Source organism: [Clostridium] celerecrescens 18A (assembly GCF_002797975.1).
In the GTDB taxonomy this organism is placed as follows: domain Bacteria; phylum Bacillota; class Clostridia; order Lachnospirales; family Lachnospiraceae; genus Lacrimispora; species Lacrimispora celerecrescens.
Map to the genome: position 1 here is coordinate 5183338 of NZ_PGET01000001.1, position 22199 is coordinate 5205536.

Here is a 22199-nt window from a genome sequence, read left to right on the forward strand (position 1 = left end):
GTGTCTTACAGCATTACGCAGATATCTGTGGTAGTTCAAAGCAAAACCACTGCCGAGCATAGCTCTGTTACCAGTGAAGATCCTTCCACATAAGTAAAAAATTTAAAATCACCAATCATAAATAAGTAGGTTATTCAATAAACATTAGTTCATTTTTTAGGTTAAAAACTGGATTTTATGTTCTTTTTGACGATTTATCCAAGAAGATATTGAATTAAAAATCTCCATATGATACGATGAAGCTGGTCAGTTATTTCTAAATTAATTATATAAGGAGGTTTTTTATAAATGGATATCCGTTATTCAGCAAACCAGAAGGATTTCAAACGTTACACAACAGAAGAAACCAGAAATGAGTTTTTAATTGAAAATTTATACGTTGCCAATGAGGTAGTTGCAGTATATTCTCACGTAGATCGTATGGTAACCTTAGGCTGCATGCCAACAACAGAGACAGTTTCCATTGACAAGGGCATTGATATTTGGAAAAATTTCGGTACAAGCTATTTCCTTGAGAGACGTGAGGTTGGTATCTTCAACATTGGCGGCGCAGGAAAGATCGTTGCAGATGGGGAAGAATTCAAGATGGGATATAAGGACTGCTTATATATCACCAAGGGAACAAAGGAAGTTACCTTCTCCAGTGAAGATGGATCCAATCCGGCTAAATTCTACATGGTGAGTGCTCCAGCTCATAAAGCATGTAAGACCACATTCATTCCTATTGAAAAGGCAGCTAAGAAGCCTCTGGGCGCTATGGAAACCTCCAACAAGCGCGTGATTAACCAGTTCATCCATCCGGACGTACTGGAGACCTGCCAGCTGTCTATGGGTATGACTGTTCTGGATCCGGGCAGCGTATGGAACACAATGCCATCCCATACCCATGAGAGACGTATGGAGATTTACATGTATTTCGAGATTCCGGAGAACAATGTAGTATTCCATATGATGGGCGAAGGCAGTGAGACTAGACACATTGTTATGCAGAATGAGCAGGCAGTAATCAGCCCATCCTGGAGCATCCATTCCGGTGCAGGTACCAGTAACTATACCTTCATCTGGGCAATGGGCGGAGAGAACCAGGCATTTGATGATATGGACACCATTCCTACAACTGAGTTAAGATAATTTATTTTTATAATAAGGCAGATGCGCTATTTCCAGTGCATCTGCCTTTTGTTTTGCCGGAAACGGAATATCGTTTCAAGGTCAGGGGAATAATCTGGTGATCAGCTATTTCTTTCTAAATCGTGTGAAATCTCTGTGAAAATGTAGAAATTCACCTTTCTATTTGATACAATAACACTGATAAATACTTTGTGATTTAAAGGATCTGATTTCAGGAGGTTATATATGGAACAGTTGAAGATATTAGTAGTGGATGATGAGGCCAGAATGAGAAAACTGGTAAAGGATTTTTTGAGTGTAAAGGGTTTTTCCGTGGTCGAGGCTTCCAACGGCGAAGAAGCTGTAGATATCTTTTTTGAACAAAAAGATATTGTGCTGATTATTCTGGATGTGATGATGCCTAAAATGGATGGCTGGGAGACCTGCAAAACAATCCGTAAATATTCCCAGGTTCCCATCATCATGCTGACTGCAAGAAGCGAAGAACGTGACGAGCTTCAGGGCTTTGATCTGGGAGTAGATGAATACATTTCAAAGCCCTTCAGCCCTAAGATTTTGGTAGCCCGCGTGGATGCTATATTAAGACGCAGCAATGCCGTTCCTGCAGATTCAGTGGAAATAGGGGGAATCTGCATTGACAAAGCGGCTCATCAGGTCACCATTGACGGGAAAGACATTGATCTAAGCTACAAAGAATTTGAACTTTTGGCTTATTTTCTGGAAAATCAGGGAATTGCCTTGTCCAGAGAGAAGATACTGAACAATGTCTGGAATTATGATTACTTTGGAGATGCCCGGACCATAGATACCCATGTGAAAAAGTTGAGAAACAAGATGGGAGATAAGGGAGACTATATAAAGACCATATGGGGAATGGGATATAAGTTCGAAGTATAAGGAAAGGATACCATTTGAGGTGATTAAATGAAGCATTCCATCAGGGCGCGTTTTGCCATAATTTTTGTATGTCTGATGGCCTTGGTTCTAATTTCTACATGGTTTGTAAACAACTGGTTTCTGGAGAGCTTTTACACCAACGATAAGGTGCACACTCTGGAGAAAGCCTATATGCAGATCGACAGGTTAGTAGCACAGGCGAATGAGAGCGGGAAAGGGATTATTGATTATTACAAGGAATCCTATGACCCGGATTTTAAAAATGAAGGTCCGGCTCAGAAGATGTTCCGAACCATGGGAGAAAAATACAATCTGATGTTGGTGTTGATCGACAGCACCACAGACGAGGCCCTTATGTCCACAAACGGGGATCAGCTCTTTTTAAAAAACAGGGTAGAGGCATATATATTCGGAAAGAACGTGCCGGAAGCCAGTGTTTTAGAAAGACACGACAATTATATTGTTCAGAAGACGTATGACAGGCGTTCCGATTCTTATTATCTGGAAAGCTGGGGGTATTTTTCTGACAATAAAACAATTTTCCTCATGTCTGTCCCTCTTGCCAGCATTACAGAAAGTGTGGCTCTGGCAAACCGATTCCTCGCTTATGTGGGAGTGGTGGCACTGTTCATAGGAAGCATATTTATCTATTTTACTACAAAAAGAATTACTTCTCCTATTTTACAGCTTGCCAACTTGTCTGAAAAAATGTCGGCGTTGGACTTTGATGCTAAATACACAGGTGCAGAGGAAGACGAGGTCGGGGTACTGGGCAACAGTATGAACCAGCTGTCCGACACCTTAAAGGATACCATCGGGCAGCTTAGGGCAGCCAACGAAAAGCTGCAGAAGGATATAGATGAAAAGATAAAAATTGATGAAATGCGTAAGGATTTTATCGCTAATGTTTCCCATGAATTAAAGACGCCCATTGCCCTCATTCAAGGATATGCGGAGGGCCTCACGGAAGGGATGGCAGAGGATCCGGACAGCAGAGATTATTACTGCGGAGTCATTATGGACGAGGCAGGTAAAATGAATACCATGGTCCGTCAATTACTTAATCTTACTGCTCTTGAATTCGGCAATGACAGTATTCAGATGGAACGCTTTGACCTGACGGAGCTGATCCGCGGAGTCATTAATTCGGCAGGAATTCTGATACAGCAGAAGGGGGCAGAAGTGAAACTGGAGGATTACGGTCCAATTTATGTATTCGCTGATGAATTTAAAATAGAAGAAGTCATTACAAACTACTTAAATAATGCGCTCAATCATTTGGATGGAGAGCGTAAAATTATATTTATTGCAGAGGAGAATGGAGAGGAAGCTCTTGTAACTGTATTTAACACAGGTCAGAATATCCCAGATGAGGATTTACCGCAAATTTGGACCAAGTTTTTTAAGGTGGACAAGGCGCATACAAGGGGATATGGGGGGAGTGGCATTGGTCTTTCTATTGTTAAGGCTATTATGGATTCCCATAATAAGTCATGTGGCGTTCGGAATGTGAAGGGAGGCGTGGAGTTTTGGTTTACTGTGGATTGTTATAAAGAAAATTTGTAGTATGTTATCTTAGAGAAGAATATGCCGATATAAATAATAGAAAATGAATTTAAGGCGTATTCTTTGAAAGGAGAATGAGAGGGATGGATATTGGTGCAATGAGCATGGAGATGAGCCTTGCTAGAGTACAACAGAGTGCAGGAATTAGCGTTGCGAAGAAAGCTATGGATTCTCAGGAAGTTGCTGCGGAGGGATTGCTTAAGATGGTGGAGACGGCGCTGCCCGAGCAGGTTCCAGGAAATGGGATCGGGGAGATTTTGGATACTAAGGCCTAGAGGGAAAGAGGGGGTATGCGGAGGCATATCCCTTTTCTTATAAATGCTTACGCTTTAGTTGATGTTGAGATTGTCAATTCCTTTTGCGGTGCTGTGAAGTAATCTTAAGTCAATTATTTTATAGGGATTTTTGAGTAGAAGTATAAATGACAAAGTTAGTCTTATTTGCAGGATAGTTTGCAGGTATCATTATAAAAATAAATATTTTGAAATATTAAAAAAAAGACTTATCTTTTATTCTCATTGGTACGATAAAGTACATGAAAGGAAGTTATTGAAAAACATATATTTGAATTCATTTGAATATTATGTTTCACATACTTCCAGGAGATACATGTGTCAAAACTGGAATCATTCCTGTGGCTGGTACCCCGCAAGATTCCGCTGATATGATTTACTTATTTTCCTGAATCAGGAAAATACATCACACAGGGAAAAGGAATTCCCTGAAAACACATTCAAGGAGGAAATATCTATGAGAATTCAACACAACATTGCTGCTTTAAATGCACACAGACAGTTAGGAAACAATAACACCACCGTAAGCAAGAGCCTTGAGAAATTATCTTCTGGTTACAGAATCAACCGTGCAGGTGATGACGCTGCTGGTCTTGCTATTTCTGAGAAAATGAGAGCACAGATCACAAGCCTTGATACTGCTCAGAAGAATGCTAACGATGGTATTTCTTTGATCCAGACAGCAGAAGGTGCTTTGACAGAAGTTCATTCCATGTTAAATCGTATGGTTGAGTTATCTATGCAGTCTGCCAATGGAATCTATGACCAGGATGTTGACCGTAAGAACTTACAGGAAGAATATGATCAGTTAACAACTGAAATTGATCGTATTGCTAATACCACAACTTTCAATGGAACAAAACTTTTGAATGGTAATGGTTCAGCATCAACAACGATTACACTTCAGATTGGTGATACAGCAAGCACCAACAATATGTTAGGTGTAAAGATCAGCAGCATTGCAACTTCTGCAACAGGAATGTCAGGAATTGGTACTGCTAAGATCGATGGTGCTGATACTACCAATGCTGCAGCAACTGTATCTAAAGTTAAGGATGCTATCAACTATGTTTCCAGTATTCGTGGTAAGCTGGGTGCATACCAGAACCGTCTGGAGCACACAGTTAACAACTTAGGCGCAACCGCTGAGAACATGACTGCTGCAGAAAGCCGCATTCGTGACGTGGATATGGCAAAAGAGATGATGTCCTATACCAAGAACAATATTCTTGTTCAGGCTTCTCAGGCTATGCTGGCTCAGGCAAATCAGCTTCCACAGGGCGTATTACAGTTACTTCAGTAATTGCCGCATTTTAAGCTTACAATCCCCCGGAAAGATGATTTTTCGGGGGATTATTTTATCGAATTAGGAGGAGTTCTTATGAAACCGGTCATTCGTCTGTCCCAGTGCATGATTGTGAAGGATGAGGAAAAAAATATCAGGCAGGCTCTGAATTGGGGAAAAGGAATTGTCTGCGAGCAGATTGTGGTAGACACGGGGTCTACCGATAAGACAGTAGAAATAGCGGAAGCTATGGGAGCAAAGGTCTTTCATTTTCCATGGGAGCATGATTTTTCTGCCGCTAAAAACTTTGCTATTGAGCAGGCGAAAGGAAATTGGATTGCGTTTCTTGATGCAGATGAATATTTTTCAGATGAAGATGTGAGAAAGATATTACCAATGCTAAAAAGAGTGGAAAAGAATTCTACGCATCCTGCCCGCCCTCATGTGATACGGACTTTGCTGGTGAATTTGGATGACTCCGGGAATCGTATAAATACTGGTGTGCAGTATCGGATTTTCAGGAATATTCCAAAGCTTCGTTATCGAAGCAGGATTCATGAATATCTGGATTTAACCGATGGAAGTCAGCTTTTTTCCTGGGATGCCATGGAGACCCTTGCTGTATTCCATACCGGTTACGCAAGGGCAATATGCATAGAAAAAAAGAAAGAAAAGCGCAATATCTTCATGATACGAAAAGAACTGGAAAAAGATCCGGAAAATTCCATGATGTGGTCATATCTTGGAGACTCTCTTCTGGCAGATGAAAAGCTGGAGGAGGCAGAAGAAGCTTTTTTCCGTGCAACTGAGAACCCGGATGCTGTTATGGAGATAGATAGGAGAAATCTCAGCTTTGCCTTTTGGCTTAAGACAAAGTATATAAGGAATTCTGGCAGTGAAGAAGATTTTATGGAGGTTTACCAAAAAGCGAAAAAACGTGGATGTGATACTCCGGATGTGGACTATTGGGCAGGGCAATGGTTCTGCAGACAAGGGTCTGACGAAAAGACAAGGCTGTACTTTGAGCAGGCCCTTCAGCTACTGGATGAGTATAAGGGAAATGACCCTCTTGACATGTCTGGAAGACTTACCTTTGTATACCAGTGGCTCTTTTTCTTCTATGCAAAGTATAATCGTTCTTCTGAGATGATCCGGTACGGAGTGTTTACTTTAAGGGCAGAACCTTACGAGTTTTCTGTCTTGAAGGAGATATTGCTTCTTCTAAAAAGAGAGCCGGGAGAGGAAACGACTGCCTCCGCAACTTTTGGCTTTTTGTCAAAGTTATATGACCTTTCAATCTTCAAAAATAAAATTTTTCTGATAAAGGTATCAGAACAGGCGGCCTTTCCTGCATTGGAAAATAAGCTTTCTCTTTTGCTGTCAGAGCAGGAACGAGAGTTCGTTGCTAAATCAGGAGATATTTTTCGATGAGGTAGAGGAGTTATGTATCGATGGCTGGAAAATAAAACACATCATTGCATTGGCGCTTATGAACGTGGCTGATATAATGTGGACTTGTAAAGGATTGTGGATTGATCTTTTGCATGTAAGATGCATATACCGAAGTTCAAATAATCGCTTTAGTAGATGGTTTGCTGAATTATCTCATATCTACTTCATAGAGAGCTCAGAGTCTATGAAACAATGAGGGAATTAAAAAGTAAAATACAATTAAGGAAAAGACATGTTGGAAATTGGCGTACAATCCAGAGGAATCATCAGAGAAAGTGTAATAGAAGTAGGATATAAGAAAATCAAACAGGCTGGAATCACTTGCGTGGATTACAATATTGTGAGCCCTGAAGACAGTACAGAGAAACTTGAAGTCTCCTATTTTAGAAAACATAAGGAATGCGCGACGAGGCATGGAATACGTTTTTCTCAAGTACATGCACCTATATTAAAATATGAACTAAACAGACCGGATAAAATGGAATATATTCTGGAGGAAATGAAGAAAAGTATTGCCATATGCAGCATTCTCGGAAGCCCTTTTTTGGTAATGCACCCGTTGGAGCTGGCTTTTGAACTGGGAGGGGCAAAAGAGAAAAAAAATAACCTGGAATATTTTGGATCATTGACAGAAGACGCTAGACGTCATGATGTAATAATATGCATTGAAAATATGCCTTATCGAAGAGCTGGAAGGGTATGGGGAGGTGCTTGCTCGGAGGCTCGGAAGACAGTGGAATATATTGATATATTGAATAAGGAAGCTGGAGAACAACGTTTTGGGGCTTGTTTTGACGTAGGGCATGCCAATGTGCTTGGGAAAAATCTTAGGGAAGAAGTGAGGGCGCTTGGCTCTCATTTAAAAGTGTTGCATATTCACGATAATGATGGAGTGGCGGATTCTCACCAATTACCCTATAGCTTTTCAGATGCCACGACCGGGCTTTGTACTACGGATTGGAGCGGCTTTTTATTAGGGCTTAGAGAGATAAGTTTTGAGGGTGTGCTTAGCTTTGAAACTTACCGAAGTTTTACAAGTTTTCCGGGAGTACTTCAAGAGTCGCTGCTTCAGTTCCTTTACAGAATAGGAGTTAATTTTTCCCATGTCATATGTTTTAATCAACTTTTAGATCAGATGGGTTCTAAAAAAAAGATATTGTTTGGGGCGGGCAGAATGTTTGACGTATATATGGGTGAATATGGAAAGAAACATCCACCTGTTTTTGCTGTAGATAACAATGCTTGTATATGGGGAACTGAAAAGCTGGGGATTCCTATTTGCAATCCGGAAACCTTATTGGAGGTTCCGGAAGATGAGAGGATTGTAATTTTATGCAATGCTTATTATGAAGAAATAGCTAAACAATTAAATGATATGGGGATCAATCATTACGAATTGACAGAAGAAATAATTAGAATGAGCGGAAAACCGATTTAAATGTGGAAAAAAGCAATCAAAGGGAGAATCTATGTTGAAGATAGGAATACAGTCCCGGCTTCTATTAGGGGATAAAGCGAAAGAAAAGGATTTTCACAGGATAAGGGTCGCCGGTTTTGACTGTATCGATTTTAATCTTGACCGTTTTTTGCCTAATAACCTTATTTATCAGGGAAAAATAAATCATTTTTTCGATCAGCCAGAAGAAAAGCTATCTGCACATTTTGATGAGTACTACCGCATGGCAAAAAGAGAGGGATTGGAGTTTTCTCAGGCGCATGCTCCTTATCCTCTGTATGTGTATGGAAGAGAAGAAGACAAGGAATATTTACATATGGTAGTGGAGAAAAGTATTCTTGTCTGTGCTGCACTTCATGTGCCATATCTGGTCGTACATCCTTTTAAATTGTCTTATCCTTTGGGAAGAATAGAAGAATATAAGAAAAATATGGACTTTCTTCAAAGACTGATTCCTTCATGTAAGAGATACGGTGTAAAAATTTGTTTGGAAAATCTGTATGATTGTTTCGGGGGAAGAATCTGTGAAGGTGTATGCGCTGACCCATCTCAAGCAGCTGAATATGTGGATAAACTAAATCAAATAGCAGGGGAAGAGTGCTTTGCTTTTTGCTTTGACACAGGGCATGCCAATATCCTCGGTAAAAGTATGAAAGAGACGATCCTTACCTTGGGTAACAGAATACAGGCGCTTCACATTCACGATAATGATGGAATCCGTGACTTGCATCAATTGCCGTTTACTTTCACGAAAGAATTGGCTGGAGAAGTAAGCACAGATTGGAACGGTTTTTTACACGGGCTGAAAGAAATAGGATTCCATGGTGTGCTGAGCTTTGAGACCTTTGGGGCATTGAGGTGCTTTCCGGAAGAGTTACATGACAGTGTGCTTAGGCTGATTGCAGATATTGGTAGGTATTGGACAAAGCAGTTAGAGGAGGGAACAGGACGATAAAATGAAAAAGGTAATTACATATGGTTCTTTTGACTTATTTCATGAGGGACACTACAAGCTGCTTAAGAGGGCGAAAGCTTTGGGTGATTATTTGATTGTGGGAGTTACCACAGAACAATATGATGAATCCCGGGGAAAATTAAACGTAGTTGATTCCATTATAGACCGGATTGAAAATGTGAAAAAAACTGGATTTGCAGATAGAATTATAGTGGAAGACCACGTGGGGCAAAAAGTGGAGGATATTCATAAATACGGTGTGGATACCTTTGCCATTGGCTCAGATTGGACAGGTGAATTTGACTATCTAAAAGATTTTTGCGAGGTGGTGTATCTGGAACGAACAAAGGAAATATCCAGTACCTTAATAAGAAAACAAAAGTATCCCATTATTAAAATGGGAATCGTGGGAACCGGACGTATTGCAGCACGATTTATACCTGAAGCGAAGTTTGTCAGCGGTATTGAGGCGATCAGCGTTTATAATCCTCACAGGGAAAGTGCGGAACGGTTTGCTAAGCGTTTCGAGGTTCAGGCAAATTGGAAAAATTATGAAGATTTTTTAAATCCTTTAGATGCAGTATACATTGCTTCCTTACATCAAACACATTATGAATATGCAAAAGCAGCTTTAAGCCAGGGAAAGCATGTATTGTGTGAGAAGCCCATGGCCTTGTCTAAGGCGCAGGCGCAGGAACTGTTTGCTACTGCAAAAGATAATAACTGTTTACTTCTAGAGGCTATTAAAACAGCGTATTGCCCTGGGTTTGGTCAGCTTTTGGGAGTAGCGAGAAGTGGGATCATCGGTAACATTGTGGATGTGGAAGCCTGCTTTACCAGAATTGCGGATACGGATTCCAGGGAAAGTAAAGACCCCAGATTTGGAGGCGGCTTTCTGGAATTCGGGAACCATACAATGCTTCCTATCTTTAAACTGTTAGGAACGCAATATAAGAGCGTAAGTTTTGACAGTATAAAGAATGAGTGTGGTATTGATTTGTATACAAAAGCCTCTTTTTCTTTTGAGAGGGGGATGGCATTATCTAAAACCGGAGTTGCTGTAAAATCAGAGGGGCAGTTGATCATTGCAGGAACCAAGGGCTATATTCTTGCAGAGTCACCATGGTGGCTGACAAAATCCTTTGAAGTTCGTTTTGAAAATCCTTATAAGAAGGAACAGTATACAGCCAGGTTTTTAGGAGATGGCCTTCGTTATGAATTAAGTGAATTCGTTTCGCTGATTCACAATGGGGAGAGAAAGTCTTATAAATTCACAGAAGAAGAGTCCATTACTATGGCAGGAGTTGTGGAGAAATTTATGGTGACAAGACTATGAGGTATCAGACGAAAATATATGGTCATCGCGGAGCGAGCCAGTATGCGCCGGAAAATTCTATGGAAGCATTTCAGTTAGCTTACGATATGGGGGCAGATGGAATTGAATTTGATGTACAGATGACGAGGGATGGATATTTGGTAGTTACCCATGATGAGGAGATAAGCAGAGTATCTGATGGTATAGGATATGTGAAAGACTATTCCCTGGAAGAGCTAAGGGGGGTTCAATTCAACAAGACACACCCGGAATACGAGGGGGTTCAAATTCCTTTGCTGGAGGAAGTATTGGAACAGTTTGTACATAAAAGGTCTAAGGCGGATAATGAATTTTTATTTAATATAGAATTGAAGAATAACATATTTCCCTATGAGGGTATGGAAGAAAAAGTATTAAAAATAGTAAAAGAAAAAAAAGTACTTGGAAGAACATTATTTTCTTCTTTTTCACATGCGTCTATGTTGAAGCTTCGAGAAATAGAAGAGACGGCAAAGGTGGCTTTTCTTTATTGTGACGGTATCATAGATATTGGAAATTATGCAGAGAAGTACAAAATAAATACGGTTCATCCTGCATGGTACCTTTTGAATAGGAAAGATACCATTGAGGTGCTTCACGAAAGAGGAATCGAGATAAATATTTGGACTGTAAACAGCGGAAAAGAAATACGGCGTTTCTGTGATATGGGTGTGAATGGAATCATTACCAACAAACCTGAATTGGGAAGTGAGATAAGGGATGATAAGTAATTTATAGGAGGAGTGCTTGCTTTTAATATAATGGTTTAATTTTGTTGGAGTAGTCGACTAAGTAACAGATCGGGAAAATTACCATTTATAAGACTTTGGCGGGAATATATAGCCCAATGGATGCCGAGATGAGAGTATTAAAAGGTATGCTAATTTAAAAGTCAGCATAAGACTGTATTTGGATCATTGAAAATATGAAAATAATTTGGTTTGTAATTATAATGAATGGGATTCTAGAATGATAGATATAGAAAAGGTGCATAGCGTGTTTTGATAGAAGCGTAAATTGAATTGTAAAAATAGCGGGAATGACATTGAAATGCAGGAACACCGCATTGGAAGTATATAGATTTTTAGACATGAAGAGAGAGGAGTTCTAGGGGTGAAAAAATTAAGCAACGAAGAAAGATATATAAGAAAACGGAAAAGGAAATGCTATAGAACGAATCTTTTCTATCATTTGCTTCGGCTTTTCCCTATTAATAAGAAAAAGATTGTTTTTACAACGTTTGAAGGAGATGGGGGATATTGTTGTAACCCTCGTTACATAGCGGAAGAGTTACTGAAAAAGAATGAAAAATTTGATATTATCTGGTTAATCAATAACATGAATAAGCAGTTCCCGGTTGGTATTAAAAAGGTGAAAAATAGTTTTTTCAATAGGGCGTATCACTTAACAACGGCAAAAGTCTGGATAGACAACAGCAGAAAGGCATTTGGTACAGCTAAAAGAAAAAAACAGCTTTATATACAGACATGGCACGCAGGGCTGGGATTCAAACCTGTGGGAAAATTTCGGGGGAACCTTTTTCCACATATAGCTTATTTAGTGAGCGAATATGATTCAAAGCTTGCGGATTATGTCACTTCTAATTCCGAATGGTGTACGAAGTTATACCCTGAAATGCTTCTTTATAACGGAAATATTGTCAAGACGGGGTCACCGCGCTGTGATATCTTTATCAACAGGAGAGAAGAAATATATAAGCACATACGAGAGTGCTACCATATTCCACAAGACATAAAAATAGTTTTGTTTGCACCCACATTTAGAGGAGGAAGTCAGAAAGGAAAACGTCAGGTATTTACGGAGGAATCAACAATTGATTTTAGCCGGTTGGTAAATGCTCTGGAGCAGAAATTTGGGGGTATCTGGTTTGTGTTTCTGCGTCTGCATCCACAACTGGCAGCACATCTCAATCAGTTCCCATTAACAAATGGAGTAGAAAATATGATTGATGTGAGTCAGGCCGATGATATGAACGAACTGGCGGCGGCTTCTGATGTATTAATAACTGATTATTCCAGTTCAGCGTTTGATGTTATAAATATGTATATGCCTGTTTTCCTTTATGCGGATGATTTGGAGATATATACAGAGGAACGAGGTCGGCTGATGTGGGATATGTATTCTCTGCCATTTTCAGTGGCAAAGGATAATGATGAATTGGTTGAAAATATAATGGGATTCGACAATGAGGAATATAGAAGGAAAATTGATGAGTTTTTGCAGGAACATGGAGTGGTAGAGGACGGACATGCCAGTGAGAGAGTTGTAGGCTTAATAGAGAGGTTTATAAACAAGGATAAATAAAGATAAACCAGCGAGTGAGAAACTTGTAGTGTTAATAAGTTAATCTTTGATGATGATTCAAATATGAAATAATCATTTTACATAATAAGGAGAGTGGCTATGAATATTTTAGGAATATCAGCATTATATCATGATAGTGCAGCAGCCTTATGCTGTGAAGGAGAAATACTTGCTGCGGTCCAGGAAGAACGCTTTACGAGGAAGAAGGCGGATTCGTCCATACCAATCAACGCAATACAGTATTGTTTGGCACAGATGAAGGGAGAATTAGATGCTGTTATATACTATGATAATCCATTGCTTACATTAGACAGGTGGTTGCAAAATTGTATTGCTGTAAGTCCTGATAGTGATAAAATCATACAAAAATCTTTTGAATCTATATATGGACAGAAAATATGGATACATGAATTATTAAAAGAGGCAATAGGCGATCTTGGAAAAAAAGGTAATCTTTTAGTTTGTGAACATCATATGTCTCATGCAGCTTCCGCATTTTATCCTTCTCCATTTGAAGATGCTGCCATTTTAACACTGGATGGTGTTGGCGAGTGGGCAACATCTACTATAGGATTAGGTAAAGGCAAGGAAATAACCATTTTGGAACAGATGAATTATCCTAATTCTCTAGGTCTTTTATATAGTGCTATTACTTATTTTTGTGGTTTTAAGGTAAATTCAGGTGAGTATAAGCTAATGGGTCTGGCTCCATATGGAAATCCGATATATTATAATAAAATAATGGAAAACCTAATTTCTATGAATGAAGACGGATCTTTTCAGCTTAATACGGAATATTTTTCATTTATGAAAGATGTAGTAATGACTGGAGAAGCTTTTGAAGAATTATTTGAAATAAAACGACGTCAACCAGAAAGTATTATAACAAAGGAATATATGGATATAGCAGCCTCAATTCAAAAAGTAACGGAAGAAATTATCTTAAAAATGGCTAGGTATGCAAAAAAATTAACTAGCTCAAAAAATCTAACGTTGGCTGGCGGTACCGCTTTAAATTGTGTAGCAAATGGAAAATTATTAAAGGAAAAGATTTTTGAAAATATATGGGTACAACCGGCTGCAGGAGATGCAGGAGGTGCTTTAGGTGCAGCACTAGTTGGTACTTATCAATATTTTGGTTTGGATAGAAAAGTAGATAAAATTGATAGTCAAAAAGGATCCTACTTAGGTCCAGACTATAAAAATGATGAAATTAAGAAATATTTAGACAAAAATACCATTTGTTATCATTACATGGATAGCAAAAAATTGTTTGATTATACTGCTAAAGCATTGGTAGATGATAAAGTAATTGGTATATTTAACGGCAAGATGGAATTTGGACCGAGAGCTTTAGGGGCAAGAAGTATTATTGCTAATCCTATGTCAGAAAAAATGCAATCAAAATTAAATCTAAAAATAAAGTTTAGAGAATCATTTAGACCATTCGCCCCGGCAGTATTAGAAGAAAAAGTACAAGAATATTTTGAAATTGATGTGGCTAGCCCATATATGCTGTTTACGGCCCCGGTTGTAAATAAATTGAGAAAAAGAAAAAAGAATAATTTAGAAACAGAACTTATTAACTATGATAATAATATGTTGGGAATAATAAACCAAATACGTTCTACGATACCTGCTGTTACACATGTGGATTATAGTGCAAGAATTCAGACTGTTTCAAAAAAAACAAATCCATTTTTCCATCAAATTATAACAGAATTCCAGAAGCTTACAGGTTGTGGTATGGTGGTTAATACCTCTTTTAATGTCAGAGGAGAGCCAATAGTATGTACTCCTCATGATGCTTTCAAATGTTTTATGCGGACAGATATGGATATTTTGGTTTTGGAAAACTTCGTTTTGATTAAGGAGGAACAGCCTGAATTTGAGGAAAAAGAAGATTGGAGGAGTATGTATGAGCTTGATTAGGAATAAAACAGAAATACAATCAATTAAAGAGATTGCAGAAAGGCTGGCTGAAACGAAAGGTATCGAGATGCTTTGCTCACAAGTATTAGGTCAGAAATTGGAGCAAAGTACTTTTCATAAAAAGAATAATGAAATTAAAAAAATTATGGAATACTCGTTCGATACTCCTATTGAACTGCAATCATTACTTAATGGGCATTGGGATTTATTGCAAGAGCAAGAAATGAAACAATTTATTTCTGTCTCTACCATAAGTGCTTTTAAAAATAAGAAAATTGATTTAAAAAATGGAGGAGTTTCTCCTTATATTTATGAATTTTAAAGAGATTAGGAGTGATTCGCTTGGTGATAGAAGGATATTTTGATAATCCAATAGTCCGTTATATTAATGATGTTATATCTGTAAATCAAAATAAGAGAATTATCATTTATGGTTGCGGTTCAGCTGGATCAAGGATATATGCATACCTTACTGCAATTGGTTACGAAATTGCTTATTTTGTCGATATGGATGAAAAAAAACAAGGAAATCTATTTTTTGAAAGACCTGTAAAATCCCCCTATGATTTATTATATGAATCTGATAAGAGTCTGATTTTTCTGTGCATCATAGATAATGCTGCTTCTGCAATACAAATCTTAAAAAGTATTGGGTTGCAAGAAAATATTGATTATTATAACATTATGAATTTTTGGGGAGGAAAAAAACGATACGATTTATACGATCCTATCTGTGGGTATTCAAGAAGAGGGGATTTGGATGGATTTAATATTAGGGGTGACCAGAAGAGCAAAAATATAATTGTCATACTAGGAGGAAGTACAACAGATGATGATTATTCGGTATTTACTCCTTGGGTTCAATATTTCTACGAAATGTTAAAAATAGAATATAATGATGATTTATTATTGTATAATGGAGCGGTTAGCGGATATGAGTCTTCTCAGGAACTTTTGAAATTTTTAAGAGATGTTATTTGGTTAGAACCTAGCATAGTTATCCAGTTTAATGGAGTTAATGAAGTGGATGTTGATAAAAAACATCCTTTAGTTAACAGATATCTGCAATATATTTGTAGAAACACGTTTAGTAATATAATAGATAGCGATGTTGCCAACGCTCCTAAAATGGGATTAAGAAGTGCTGATAATTTAGAACTTTCTTTTGGCTTAGAGGTTAATGCCGAAAAGCATCAGAACTGGATGATAAATATGAGAGTTATGGGTGCTGTTTGTCGTGAGTTTGGTATCAAATACTATGGAATACTTCAACCAACTAGTATGTTTGGTGAACATAAGGATAAATGTATTAAGAAGATTAATAAAATACAAATGAAATATGGAAACAGCAAGTTAGAAGAACGTAGAGAATTCTATAAAAATGTTAATCATAATTGGAAACAGGTAGACTTTTTATATAATTTTAGTCGTATCTTTGATAACGTTGAAGGGGCATTATATTTTGATGAAGTTCATTATACAGAGAAAGCAAATAAGATAATAGCTGAAACAATTTTTGATTTATTAAGTAAAGATATTGTGAGGAAATAAAGAGATGAATAAGATATCGTTAATAATACCTGTTTATAATACTGCTGAGTATCTACCCAGATGTTTGGATAGTGCTCTTAACCAAACCTACAAAAACATGGAATATTTATGCATTGATGATGGTTCTACAGATGGCAGCGAAAGAATTTTGGATGAATATGCTGCAATGGATGAACGGATAAAAGTAGTACATAAAAAAAATGGCGGTGAAAGCAGCGCAAGAAATGTGGGATTAGAAATGGCTACAGGTGATTACATAGGATTTATGGATTGTGATGACTGGATAGAAAAAGATATGTATGAAACGTTGTTAAAAATTCAACAAGAAACAAAGGTAGATATGGTAGCTTCTGGGTATTTTGAAGAAGTAAATGGTAAATGTATCGAAATGAAGAACCAATTATTCATAAAGGATGAAATATTTGGGAGAAATAAATTATTTCAATATATTTACATGCGAGATTATTATAAAGCATTTTCAGCAAATTTGTGGTGTAAGCTTTTTAACAAGAAAGTTTTTTTTAATGGATGTGAAAAAATAATTTTTGATGAAGAGCAGAAGCTGGGAGGAGACATTTTATTTTTTGCACAACTGGCTGCAAATTGTAAAAGTATATATTATATTAATCGTAGTTTTTATCACTATAATATAAGATACAATTCAACTTGGCATGCAAAAAATTTGCCAGTACGTGTTCAGATATTTAGTGCTTATGAAAAATTATTAAATTTTGTTGAGCAAAACGAGATAGAACCAGAAATGTATATATGGATAAGACGTTTTTTTGCATATCATGCAAAATTAGTGGCAGAAATTGCCTTTGAGCAGAACAATAGAGAGGTTTTGCTTAACAGTCAAGAGATTATGGGAAAGTATAGAGAGGATTACATTAATACTAATAAAGAGTATCCCGATAGAATTAAGGAATTTGAAAAAGTAAAAAAGTTACATTTATAAAACTCAAATGGATATTCCAGAAAGGTATTTGATATGAAATGGATAAATAAAGGACACGAATTTGATAGCATATATGAAAGAATATGTGAAAAAGAAAAATATTTACTCTTTGGAGCGGGAGATTTAGGTATTAAAAGCTATCATATACTAAAGGAAGAAATAAACATTGTAGGATTTATAGATAATGATGAAAAAAAACGCTGCAGTTTAGAATATGATAAACCAGTAATCTCATTGGCGGAAGTAAAATGGGATGAGAAATTAGGTATTATTATAACACCGGGCCAGATGCAGCGAAGAAGTATATATAAGGAACTGTTATCCAAAGGATATCATAAGAATATAGATTTTTTCGATCTGGAAGAATTTTTAGGAATTTACTTTGTTTATAAATATAATAAAGTATATTTTTATAACATATCCTTTCTTCCCAGTACAGTATGCAATTTAAAATGTGAGGCATGTTTGAATTTTAATGCTTTAGCGAAGCATTATTATACCCGTGAATGGAATAATTTAATTAAAGATGTTGATATGTTTTTTTCTTGTGTTGATAATATATTACTATTTCATGTAAGTGGTGGAGAACCATTATTATATCCTCGGATTGCGGATCTTATTGATTACATAGATAAAAAGTATGGTAATAGAATATATCAGCTCCGTACTGTTACAAATGGTACGGTAATTCCTTCGGATCATATTTTAGAAAAGTTAAGTAAGTGTAATGTTGATATCACCGTGGATGATTATAGAGAAGCAGTTCCTCAGTATAATGATAATTTTGATGTGCTTATTCAGAAGCTTGAAAAATATGGTATATCTTATCATACATCTAAAGTGGATAGCTGGATTGATTTAGCGCCTTTAACGACAGATTATTCTAATTGGACGGATGTGCAGCTACGAGAACATTTTGATAATTGTTGTCATTCTTGGCAAGAATTGAGGGATGGAAAATTATTTAGCTGTAATTATGATTCATATGCAACCGTAGCAGGTATTAATGAAGAACAAGATGTAGAGGTTTTTGATTTAAAAACATATACAACAGAACAAAGCAAAGCGTTAATTGAATTTCGCCTTGGATATAATGAAAAGGGGTATACCAATTTGTGTAAGCACTGTAGAGGTTTTTTGACAGATGATAATATATCGGTCCCTCCGGCAAGGCAGGTAATCGGTACAGTATTGAATAAATTATAGTTCATACTTGTATTTGATTGAATGTAAAGAGGCAAAAACTAAACGTCTCATATAGAATGGAGGTATTATGAGAATAATTGTTTTTGGTATTGGAGCTTTTTTCATAAACCGACAAGACGTATTATTAAAGGAAGAAATTATTGCGTTTGTTGATAATGATAAAAATAAGTGGGATAAAATGTTTTATAATATTCCAATTATTTCTCCTTGCCATATAAAAGAATTCTCTTATGACAAGATTATTGTTATGAGTAGAGATAAGAAAAAGATAAAAATGCAATTGATGAATGAATTAGGAATTGATGAGATGTTTATAATGGATTTTGAAAAATATTGTGAACATTCTGTAAAAGAAAGAAAATTATGTGAACTGATAATGCATTACAAAAGAAATCATTTTTATTTAAGCAATAATACAAAAAGGATTCTTATTATTACTAATGAATTAACCTATAATGGAGGTTCATTAACTGCTTTTTATGCAGCTTTGGCTTTAACACAAAAAGGATTTAATGCTGTTATTGTTGCAAGGAAAGGGGAGGGGCGCTTAATTAATGAAATAATAAGTAAGGGCGTTACTGTATTCATCCAGGAGTTGGTAGATTATTGTACATGGGAACAAATATGCTGGATAGAGCAATTCGATTATGTTATTGTAAATACTCTTCAACAATGGAAAATTATAAAAGAATTAATTTGTAGAAAGCCTGTTTTCTGGTGGATTCATGAATCAAGAATTGAGTATGAATATCTAGATAAGGGGATTATAGAAAATACGGATAATATGAATATAGAAACATATGTTGTAAGCGATGTAGCGCTTCGTATATTTCGCCAATATTTTAATAAGATAAACGCAAATATACTACCTTACGGAATACCAGATAAAGGCCTTGGAAACACTCAGCTTACTATGAAGGACAAGGTAGTATTCGCTGTGATTGGACGCATTGAGTCCATTAAAGCACAAGATATTTTTTTGCGGGCGATTACTCAGCTCACCAAAGAAGAACTTAATGAGTCGGAGTTTTGGTTGATCGGTGCCTGCCCACCAGAAAATCAATATGGAATACCTGTCTTGAAACTAGTGGAAACAATACCAGAAGTTAAATGGTTAGGAGAATTGAGTCGTGAGGAAATTGAAAAGATATATAAAGACATTGATGTTGTAGTTGTTCCATCTCGTCAAGATTCACTGCCAATAGTGGTTACAGAAGCCTTTATGTATGGAAAAATTGGAATTGTCTCTAATGTAATAGGAACAGTAAAATATATAGAAGATAAAGAAAATGGACTTATTTTTGAAAGTGAAAACGTGACAGATTTGACAAGAAAAATGTCTTGGGTATTAAATAATAAGGATCAGTTAAATTCTATAAGTGGAAAAGCAAGACAAACATATGAAAAGTATTTTACTATGAAAGTCTTTGGCGATAGGCTTGAAACAATCATAGGAGATTTGCAGTAGAGCGAGGCCTAGTACCTGAACAGGTTTTCATATAATTATTGAAGAAAATAAAAAGGCAGAAGGGAAAAATATATGAAAATGGAGATGAAGAGAAAAATAATATTATGGGGGTGTGGTGAACGAGCTAAAAGATATATTGAATTTGAATATTTTAAAGAATGTGACATAGTAGCAATTATTGATACTTATCATATAGGAGAGTTGTTTGAGGGAATCCAGGTACACGGAGTAGAAAGTGTAAAGAAACTTATGAATCTAGCAGATTACTTAGTAATAGCTAGCACTTATTTTAGTGAAATATATAATACATGTTTAAAAATGGGATTACCTAGAGAAAAGTTGATTATTACTGATAATATACAAGAGAGTATATTTGGTAATAGCTTGGAATTAGTAAAAGATCTATCCTCTCAGCTATATAAGGAAATGTTATTAAATCAATATAAATTAATAAAAATTAATGAAAAAGATTCATTTGACAATAACAGACTGGTGGGTATGGGAAAATATTCAAAGATGGAGTATATGAATGACTATTTCCGATATAGAACATTTGAATATATTGCAGAAGAATTATTGGAAGAGAATATGGTTGGTGATGTGGCTGAACTAGGAGTTTTTAGGGGAACATTTTCTTCATTAATAAATGAAAAGTTCAGAGAACGTAAAATGTTTTTATTTGATACATTTGAGGGGTTCGATAAGGCAGAAGGTGAAAAAGAAATTGCACTTGGTAGGTGTGATGAAATATTTCTAAATTATCATACGAAAACTTCAGAGGAACAACTATTGTCGCAATTACCATACCCCGAGCATTGTGTAATCTGCAAAGGTTTATTTCCTGATTCTATTACAGTGGAAGCATATAATTCAAAATTTATATTTGTGTCTATCGATGTTGATTTTGAAGATTCTATTTATGCTGGATTAGATTTTTTTTATCCTAGATTAGTCGACAGAGGAGTAATTTATTTACATGATTATAATACGGCAAAATTGCATGGAGTAAAAAAAGCAGTAAAACGTTATGAACGTGATAATAATTTATTGATGAAAAGCATTCCTTTGGCAGATAGGGCAGGAACTTTGGTCATTATAAAATAACGGGGCTTAAAGAGTAGTAATTCGAAAAGTTCAATATTTGAAAATTATGTGTAGGAGCAGGAACTAATGAGAGACTTGTTAAGTGTCATTATTACGGCTTATAATGTAGGACAATATCTGGAACAATGTATTGACAGTGTTTTGATGCAAAGTTATAAAAATCTGGAAGTTATAATTGTTGATGATGGTTCAGAAGATAACAGCAGAATGATTTGCGACCAATTTGTATTCAAGGATTCCAGGGTAAAGATTATACATAAAAAAAATGAAGGAGTAATAAAGGCAAGATATGATGGAGTTAGAAATTCAAAGGGAGACTATGTAACATTTGTAGATGGTGATGATTGGATCGCAGCGGATATGTATGAGCGATTAATGAGAAGATTACTGGAGCATGATGCCGAATTCATATCATCAGGGATAATCAGATATTATTCAGAAAATGAAAAAAAGATAGATGTTGATCTAATAGAAGCTGGTTTTTATAATCATATTCAAATCAATGAAAAGTTACTTCCTAAAATGCTTTGGAATTTTAATTCTGAAAGTTTTGGTATGGATCCTTCCTTGTGCACCAAAATTTTTGTTAGAGAAAAGATATATCGTTTGATGAAAAAACTAATTCAAAAAAATTATATATTTCATTATGGTGAAGATGTAGCTATATTGTATCCGTATATTTTAAATATCAAATCCATGGTTGTCGTTGATGAACAATATTATTTTCATAGGCAAAGAAACCGAGATTTATTGGCAAGCTATATTATAGATGAGGAATATTTTGAAAAACTATTTATGTTGTACCAGCACTTGAAAGAGGTATTCTCCCACGCTTCTCTTGAACTGGGAAAACAGTTGGAATATTTTTATATGCATTCAGTAAGCATCAGAAAAAAATATTATAATGATATTACGGAAAAAGTTAAATACATTTTTCCGTTTGATAAGGTAAGTAAAGGAAGCAAAATCATTCTATATGGAGCCGGAGTAGTAGGAAGTACATATTTTCACCAGATAAAGAAAATTAATTATTGTGAAGTCATTTTATGGGTGGATAAAAACAGTCTGTCATATAGAAATAAAGGATATGAAATAAAAGATGTGGATGATATTTTAAATGTAGAATATGATTACATTGTTTTGTGTAACTCAGTTAAGAATATTTTTGATCAAATTAAGATAGAACTGATAAAAATGGGAGTTAGCGAAGCAAAGATAGTATAAGTTTACTAGGTGATAAGCAGTAAATATTTTACCGTTAGTATT

General features: G+C 36.1%; 19 protein-coding genes. All 19 read left to right on the top strand.

Annotated features, from left to right (window positions below; genetic code table 11):
- Nucleotides 1-288: 288 nt before the first annotated feature.
- Nucleotides 289-1131 (top strand): 5-dehydro-4-deoxy-D-glucuronate isomerase, encoded by an 843-nt coding sequence (kduI, locus tag H171_RS23530; protein ID WP_100307282.1) that lies wholly within the window; start codon nt 289-291, stop codon nt 1129-1131.
- A gap of 225 nt (nt 1132-1356) precedes the next feature.
- Nucleotides 1357-2028 carry a response regulator transcription factor gene (locus H171_RS23535; protein ID WP_100307283.1) on the top strand — a complete coding sequence of 224 codons (672 nt, stop codon included), beginning with the start codon at nt 1357-1359 and terminating at the stop codon, nt 2026-2028.
- A gap of 27 nt (nt 2029-2055) precedes the next feature.
- A complete protein-coding gene (locus H171_RS23540; RefSeq protein ID WP_100307284.1) occupies nt 2056-3594 on the top strand; it encodes a sensor histidine kinase in 1539 nt (512 codons plus the stop codon).
- A 74-nt stretch (nt 3595-3668) separates the two neighbouring features.
- On the top strand, nt 3669-3869 hold the full coding sequence (locus H171_RS23545; protein ID WP_100307285.1) for a YjfB family protein: 201 nt from the start codon (nt 3669-3671) through the stop codon (nt 3867-3869).
- 475 nt (nt 3870-4344) lie between these two features.
- On the top strand, nt 4345-5190 hold the full coding sequence (locus H171_RS23550) for a flagellin N-terminal helical domain-containing protein (protein WP_100307286.1): 846 nt from the start codon (nt 4345-4347) through the stop codon (nt 5188-5190).
- Nucleotides 5191-5268: 78 nt separating this feature from the next.
- Nucleotides 5269-6603, top strand: coding sequence for a glycosyltransferase family 2 protein (locus H171_RS23555; RefSeq protein ID WP_100307287.1), 1335 nt, complete (start codon nt 5269-5271; stop codon nt 6601-6603).
- 253 nt (nt 6604-6856) lie between these two features.
- Entirely contained in the window at nt 6857-8062 is a 1206-nt protein-coding gene (locus tag H171_RS23560; protein ID WP_100307288.1) for a sugar phosphate isomerase/epimerase family protein, read from the top strand.
- A gap of 31 nt (nt 8063-8093) precedes the next feature.
- Nucleotides 8094-9035 carry a sugar phosphate isomerase/epimerase family protein gene (locus tag H171_RS23565; protein WP_100307289.1) on the top strand — a complete coding sequence of 314 codons (942 nt, stop codon included), beginning with the start codon at nt 8094-8096 and terminating at the stop codon, nt 9033-9035.
- A gap of 1 nt (nt 9036) precedes the next feature.
- Complete coding sequence (locus H171_RS23570) at nt 9037-10371, top strand: Gfo/Idh/MocA family oxidoreductase (protein WP_100307290.1); 1335 nt, start codon at nt 9037-9039, stop codon at nt 10369-10371.
- Nucleotides 10368-11120 carry a glycerophosphodiester phosphodiesterase gene (locus H171_RS23575; protein ID WP_100307291.1) on the top strand — a complete coding sequence of 251 codons (753 nt, stop codon included), beginning with the start codon at nt 10368-10370 and terminating at the stop codon, nt 11118-11120. Before H171_RS23570 ends, H171_RS23575 begins: the two co-directional genes overlap by 4 nt.
- 382 nt (nt 11121-11502) lie before the next feature.
- A complete protein-coding gene (locus H171_RS23580; protein WP_100307292.1) occupies nt 11503-12714 on the top strand; it encodes a CDP-glycerol glycerophosphotransferase family protein in 1212 nt (403 codons plus the stop codon).
- Nucleotides 12715-12813: 99 nt separating this feature from the next.
- A complete protein-coding gene (locus H171_RS23585) occupies nt 12814-14646 on the top strand; it encodes a carbamoyltransferase family protein (protein ID WP_100307293.1) in 1833 nt (610 codons plus the stop codon).
- A complete protein-coding gene (locus tag H171_RS23590) occupies nt 14633-14968 on the top strand; it encodes a hypothetical protein (protein ID WP_100307294.1) in 336 nt (111 codons plus the stop codon). The genes H171_RS23585 and H171_RS23590 overlap by 14 nt, the downstream gene beginning before the upstream one ends.
- A gap of 23 nt (nt 14969-14991) precedes the next feature.
- Nucleotides 14992-16197 (top strand): hypothetical protein, encoded by a 1206-nt coding sequence (locus tag H171_RS23595; protein ID WP_157803217.1) that lies wholly within the window; start codon nt 14992-14994, stop codon nt 16195-16197.
- A 4-nt stretch (nt 16198-16201) separates the two neighbouring features.
- A complete protein-coding gene (locus H171_RS23600) occupies nt 16202-17155 on the top strand; it encodes a glycosyltransferase family 2 protein (protein WP_100307296.1) in 954 nt (317 codons plus the stop codon).
- A 33-nt stretch (nt 17156-17188) separates the two neighbouring features.
- Nucleotides 17189-18361 (top strand): radical SAM protein, encoded by a 1173-nt coding sequence (locus tag H171_RS23605; RefSeq protein WP_100307297.1) that lies wholly within the window; start codon nt 17189-17191, stop codon nt 18359-18361.
- Nucleotides 18362-18428: 67 nt separating this feature from the next.
- Nucleotides 18429-19829, top strand: a complete 1401-nt coding sequence (locus tag H171_RS23610; RefSeq protein WP_100307298.1) for a glycosyltransferase family 4 protein — start codon at nt 18429-18431, stop codon at nt 19827-19829.
- A gap of 72 nt (nt 19830-19901) precedes the next feature.
- Nucleotides 19902-20933, top strand: coding sequence for a TylF/MycF/NovP-related O-methyltransferase (locus H171_RS23615; RefSeq protein ID WP_100307299.1), 1032 nt, complete (start codon nt 19902-19904; stop codon nt 20931-20933).
- A 66-nt stretch (nt 20934-20999) separates the two neighbouring features.
- Nucleotides 21000-22157 carry a glycosyltransferase family 2 protein gene (locus H171_RS23620; protein WP_100307300.1) on the top strand — a complete coding sequence of 386 codons (1158 nt, stop codon included), beginning with the start codon at nt 21000-21002 and terminating at the stop codon, nt 22155-22157.
- The last annotated feature ends 42 nt before the right edge of the window (nt 22158-22199 follow it).